Consider the following 5,899-nt stretch of genomic DNA (forward strand, 5'->3'; position numbering starts at 1 on the left):
GGCAGCGTTACCAAAGTAAAATTTTTTAATCATTAATAGACGATCAGTCTAAATTAGGAGTGCAGAATGTTTAATGGCATGTTGATCGAGAAAGATGACCAAGGTTACCGCACCACAGTGAAAAGCATTGATGAAAGCGTGCTACCTGAAGGTGATGTGACGGTAAATGTGCTTTATAGCACCCTCAATTATAAAGATGCGCTCGCGATTACCGGTAAAGCGCCGGTAGTGAGATCATTCCCTATGGTGCCAGGCATTGATCTAGTAGGCATTGTCGAACATAGCGATAGCGACAAATTCGTTACGGGTGATACGGTATTATTAAATGGTTTTGGGGTAGGCGAAACCCATTGTGGTGGCTTGGCCACTAAAGCCCGTTTAAAAAGTGAATGGCTTATTCCACTGCCAAAGGCATTTTCACCGCAACAAGCAATGGCGATAGGCACAGCAGGCTATACCGCAATGTTATGTGTGATAGCTCTTGAGAAAAATGGCGTAACGCCAGATAAAGGTGAGGTGCTTGTCACTGGTGCTAATGGCGGAGTAGGCAGTTTTGCTATCGCTATTTTAGCTAAGTTGGGCTATCACGTCGTCGCTTCGACTGGCCGAATGGATGAAAGTGACTACCTAAGAAAATTAGGTGCTAAAGACATTATCGATCGCACAACTTTGTCAGAAGCGGGTCGTCCATTAGCAAAAGAGCGTTGGGCTGGTGCTGTTGATTCTGTCGGCAGCCATACTTTAGCCAATGTGTGTGCCAGTACCAAGTATGGTGGAACGGTTGCCGCTTGTGGTTTGGCACAGGGAATGGATTTTCCTGCCAGCGTAGCGCCGTTTATTTTACGTTGTGTGACCCTAGCGGGTGTTGACAGTGTAATGCGACCTTTAGCTGACCGTATTGAGGCATGGCAACGTTTAGGTGATATCCTGGATGTTGGTGTTTTCGATGACATTGTTCACGAGATCAGCTTGACTGAAGCGATTGATGTGGCAAGTGATTTGTTAGCAGGTAAGGTTCGTGGCCGTGTGGTTGTTGATGTAAATCGTTAATCGAATGATTTTAATCGAAGGTATTTATCTAAATACTTTGTCGGTCTGTGTATAGCAGACCGATTAATTTCTAGCACTATTGGCTGCACCATCTAGTACTTTATAATAGTAAGCCGTCTCGATAATCTTCTGCCACAGCCAGGTTTATGAATGCCTTTATTCGAAGATTTAATGCAGAAGTAAGATACTCAGAATACTATTTTACATCACTATTTTCAGTTGTGTTATTACTCTGCTGCAAGTGTTGATGAGCTGACATAACGGTCAATAAAATTTTGTGTCGGCATAGGTTTGGCAAATAAATAGCCTTGTAAGTAATCGCATGAAAGTTGTTGAAGTAACTGATGCTGCCCTATGGTTTCAACGCCCTCAGCGACCACTTTAACCTTTAAATGATGTGCCATGGTGATAATGGCTCGCACCAACGCAATACTATTTTCATTGCTTTCCATATGCTTAATAAATGAACGGTCAATTTTTAAAATATCAATATCGAGCCGCTGCAAATAGGCTAATGATGAATATCCGACCCCAAAATCATCAATGGCGATATCAATACCGTAATTGTTGAGTCGCAGCATTTGTTGTTGAATGGGTGAGTCTGGGTCCATCAAGGTATTTTCTGTCACTTCAATAATCATGGTATCGCGAGGTAAATTGAATTTATTGCACGCTAAAATCCATTCATCGACCCACAAACCCTCATGATCAATTTGTAGCGGTGAGGTATTAACGCTCACTTGCATTTTGTTGCCCGACAGCTGATAAAAATGAGCGGCATCTTCAATCGCTTGATTTCTTACCCAGTTACCAATTTCTTCTATTAAACCATTTTGTTCGGCCACTGGAATAAATTCATTGGGTCCAATAAGGCCGCGTTGTGGATGATTCCAACGGATGAGCGCTTCTGCCTTAGTAACTGTAACGCCGCATTGATCAAAAATAGGTTGATAAAACAACACAAATTGACCGAGTTTGAGTGCGATGCGGATTTCTTCGATAAGGCGACGTTTTTCAATGGCTTGTTCTTCAATAGCATGAGAGAAAAACTCATATCGATTGCGGCCTTTGCTTTTAGATAAGTACATGGCTTGGTCGGCATGTTTAACTAACGCTTCAACATTTTGGCCATCAGCAGGATAAAACGTGAGTCCGATGCTACCCGTCACGTTAACTTGTACCTCTTCAATGCTAATGCATTGCATCAGGCTACTTTTCACTTTTTCAGCAATTGAGGCAGCGTGTTCTAAGTCACTCACATCTTCAATAATTAAAGTGAATTCGTCTCCGCCGAGTCGCGCAACCGTATCATGATCTCGAACGCACCCGCGTAAACGTTTAGCAACTTGATGCAGCAACCTATCCCCATATTCATGGCCTAAGGAATCGTTGATCTCTTTGAAACCATCAAGATCGATAAAAATTAACGCAAAAACCATGTGGTCAGTATCAATGAGCGATTGAAGTTTTTCATAGAAATAACGTCGATTAGGTAACAGAGTTAATCCATCTTGATAGGCATATTCGTGTAACTGGCTATTGGCATTTTCAAGTTCTCCAGTACGCAGTTTTACTTCAGTTTCAAGGGAACTCTCACGCTGTTCAATATTATCTAACATGCTATTAAAACATGTGGTTAATTGGCCAATTTCATCTTCAGACTGAATTTGAGCACGTAAACTGTAATCTTGTGATTCGGTTATTTTTTGCGAAATTTTAGCGAGGTATAACATCGGACTTAAAAATTTACGACGTAAAAATAATGATAGAAAAAAGCTGGCACAAAGGGATGATAAGAGTAATAGCACAATAAATTGGCCGTAAAACGAAATCCTATCAGTAATAATGCTGTCATCTACCGATATGTGTAAATCACCATAGTTTTGGTTGTCGAGTGTTAATGGTGTTATTACTTGGGTGATGTCATTGAGGTCGTCATCAGTCAGAGTCATAGAAGGGCGCTTTGATAATGCTTGAGCTAAAACTGCGCCTTCAACATTAGTGACACTGACTGACAATACATCTGATCTTAACAAAATAGGATTAATCAGTTCTTGAATAGCATCTTGATCATCAAACAATAAGGCTGCGGTGATATTAGGTGACAGCATTTGCGATAAGCTGTGTAAACTTTCAACTTGTTCTCTTTTAGCGGAAGATAGCTCGAAGGCGCTAAATATTGATGTCACTGTCAGTGTAGAAATTAGGGCAACGCTCATTAAAATGAACTGCAATTTTTTACTGATAGTATTGAGTGCGAAAAATTGTTTCATAGCATTAATTGTTCACTACTCGACCTAGGCGCAATACTTTTGAACTCATCGTGATACCAGACAATTTTAACTTGTCGGGTGAGACTTCAAAACGAATTTTACCACCGGATAAAAAGAAACGAATATGGCCACCTTGCTCTATAAAGTTGTCAGTTTCACCGACGATCATGACATCTGCAAGATATTTATTATTCAATTGTTGCCAAGATTCAAGGGTGTCGGTTGTGATAAACAAGATATTGCACTGGGCTAAATTCGGTTCTGTGAGGCTCACTTCGACATTCTCTATCGGTAAATTATTGACTTTACGACCCTTGAGAATTGAGCGCGAGACACTGATAAAGCTATTATCAGGGCTGCACAGTGTAAAAGAACTGGCCGTATTAGCCTGGTTATTCCATTCGCCGTAACGGGCAAAGTTAAATAAAAAACCAGCTTTTAGTGCATATTCTTTTTCAACAGCAATCGCGCCTTGGCTTATGGAAAGCAAAAGCGTTATTAATGATCCAAACAGAATACGTTTAATGGTTAACATCAAGTCAGTTAGAATTTCGCCGTAATTTTAAAAGTGACACTTTCATCTATAAAGGTTGATTGCGTGTACGTTTCACCATGATTGCCATACTCAAGATGCGTGCCTGCGAACAGGTTTTTGCCCATAATGGCGAAGGCCCAATTAGGCTGAAAAGCCCAATTCCAGGTTATATCGAGAGCGGTATAATTATCTGTTCGATAGGCATCACTATTTTCAACTCTGAGTGAAGCAAAGATATTATGTTGTTCAAAAAAATGTATATCAGCTTTAGTAAAGAGTTGGCGACTGGTTGAGTCATAGCCAATTGCGGGAAAAGTATTGTCCACTAAATCGTAATTAAAGGTGTTATAGCTATAACCTACTTCGGCAGTAAAGTTGTCTACCGGTTGCCATGATAAAACCACATCACCACCTTCAGTGGTAAGCCCGGCATTAGATACTAAGTTAAAGTTAATTGATGTTGTCGTTAATGCTTGTACTGCTGCATCAATTTGTCCAGCTTGTAACATTGTAAAAACGGGGATAAATTGATCGATATTAGGATCGATTTCGATCACGGCAACATTATCCGTGTCGGTATGATAAACTGATAAATCCAGCGCCCATGTAGTATCAGATAAACGATAGCCCATTTCATAGGATACCGACTTTTCTGACTTCACCTTGTTATTACCATTTAGATAAGTTCGGATGTAATAACGATCAATTTCGGGTATGCCTGTAGTGATAGGTGATACTTCTTCGACTCTTTGACCATCAATAATGTAGTTGTCGTTAAACATCAGTAACGACGGCACGAGAACACTTTTTGATACAGATAACCATACGACTTGGTTATTCTGTGGTTTCCATACTAACCTTGCTAACGGTTGGCTTTCCCAGCCAGTCAAATCGTTATGGTCAACTTTGACACCCACAATAAAGTCTAATTTATCTGCAATCACGTTATATTGAGCTTGTGCTAATGTTCCATACTGGTGAAGATTATCAAAACCACCGCCACTTTGTATAAAAGTACTTTGTGCAAATGAAATAGCGTTGTAACGATAATTTAGCCCCCAATCAAACTGCAAGTCTTGGTACAAAAAATTAATTTGGTAATCAAGATCAAATGATTCGAACTCTTCTTGAATATAAGTTTGCTCACCACTTTGCTTTAACCACGATGTTTGTAGCATTTGGTTGGCGGAAGGTGAAATGCGATTTTCCAATCTTGCCATGATGCGAGCATCGGTACGATCTAAGCTACCGGTAAATGAGATATTGCGGTTACTGCTGTCAACGACACCATTAAAATTTTGGCCTAATGTTGACTGAGTGATATCACCTTGAATAAGACCAGACCATTGATCGTTAGGTGTGAAATCAAACCGTACTCCAGCTGATTGTTGCTCAGTAAAGTCAGCCGGCGCCATCTTAATGCCTTTGTCCGATGTCTGGCCATCTTTCACATGACCATAGACTCTAAAGCTGCCGTTATTACCGATATCGCCACCATAACGAAGGTTGGTATCAACATTAAGCTGGCTACCACTGCTGACATCAGCATATAGGCCCCGAGTATCAATGCTGTTTTTAGTAATGATATTAATAACGCCATTAGTGGCATTGCTGCCCCACAGTAACCCACCTTGCCCGCGGATAATTTCGATACGTTCAATATCGTATAACGGCACGTTCAGGGTTTCCCAATAAACAGCGGCAAACTCAGGTGTATATAAACTTTGACCGTCGATCATGACCAATAATTTGCTTGAAAATCGCGAAGCAACACCACGTGATGAAATCGCCCATTGATTATTATCAAGTTGCCTAACGGCTAATCCGGGGACCATTTTCAGCGCTTCTGGCACAGAAGTTACGCCTGAACGAGTAATTTGTTCTTTGGTTAATACGTATATAGATGAGGCGGTTTCAAAGGCTGATTGGGTTCTTTTCATCGCCGAAGTTACTTGTACATCCATCGCCATCAGTGAATCTAAATCCAAATCAAGGTCGCTAAGAGATTCTTCAGCTACAACCCAAGGCGAAATCAACATAA

General features: G+C 40.7%; 4 protein-coding genes. 1 reads left to right on the top strand and 3 read right to left on the bottom strand.

Going from position 1 to position 5,899, the window contains the following annotated elements:
* The first annotated feature begins 66 nt into the window (after positions 1–66).
* Entirely contained in the window at positions 67–1,050 is a 984-nt protein-coding gene (locus tag CXF78_RS11675) for an acrylyl-CoA reductase (NADPH) (RefSeq protein ID WP_102036880.1), read from the top strand.
* 227 nt (positions 1,051–1,277) lie between these two features.
* On the opposite strand, the gene CXF78_RS11680 is transcribed toward CXF78_RS11675, so the two are convergent.
* From CXF78_RS11680 to CXF78_RS11690, 3 genes are read right to left on the bottom strand one after another with little or no spacing between them, the layout of a single operon-like run.
* Entirely contained in the window at positions 1,278–3,323 is a 2,046-nt protein-coding gene (locus CXF78_RS11680) for a putative bifunctional diguanylate cyclase/phosphodiesterase (protein WP_102036881.1), read from the bottom strand.
* Positions 3,324–3,327: 4 nt separating this feature from the next.
* Positions 3,328–3,858: a YfiR family protein gene (locus CXF78_RS11685; RefSeq protein WP_102036882.1), complete on the bottom strand. Its 531-nt coding sequence runs from the start codon at positions 3,856–3,858 to the stop codon at positions 3,328–3,330.
* 8 nt (positions 3,859–3,866) lie between these two features.
* On the bottom strand, positions 3,867–5,897 hold the full coding sequence (locus CXF78_RS11690; RefSeq protein WP_102036883.1) for a TonB-dependent receptor plug domain-containing protein: 2,031 nt from the start codon (positions 5,895–5,897) through the stop codon (positions 3,867–3,869).
* Positions 5,898–5,899 lie beyond the last annotated feature (2 nt).

Origin of the sequence: Shewanella sp. 11B5 (genome assembly GCF_002836795.1) — a bacterium.
Lineage (GTDB): Bacteria > Pseudomonadota > Gammaproteobacteria > Enterobacterales > Shewanellaceae > Shewanella > Shewanella frigidimarina.

What these genes read in the sequence shown, in the direction of transcription:
- CXF78_RS11675 (WP_102036880.1), top strand. Translation starts at nt 67, where the DNA reads ATGTTTAATGGCATGTTGATCGAGAAAGATGACCAAGGTTACCGCACC.
- CXF78_RS11680 (WP_102036881.1), bottom strand. Translation starts at nt 3,323, where the DNA reads ATGAAACAATTTTTCGCACTCAATACTATCAGTAAAAAATTGCAGTTC.
- CXF78_RS11685 (WP_102036882.1), bottom strand. Translation starts at nt 3,858, where the DNA reads ATGTTAACCATTAAACGTATTCTGTTTGGATCATTAATAACGCTTTTG.
- CXF78_RS11690 (WP_102036883.1), bottom strand. Translation starts at nt 5,897, where the DNA reads ATGTTGATTTCGCCTTGGGTTGTAGCTGAAGAATCTCTTAGCGACCTT.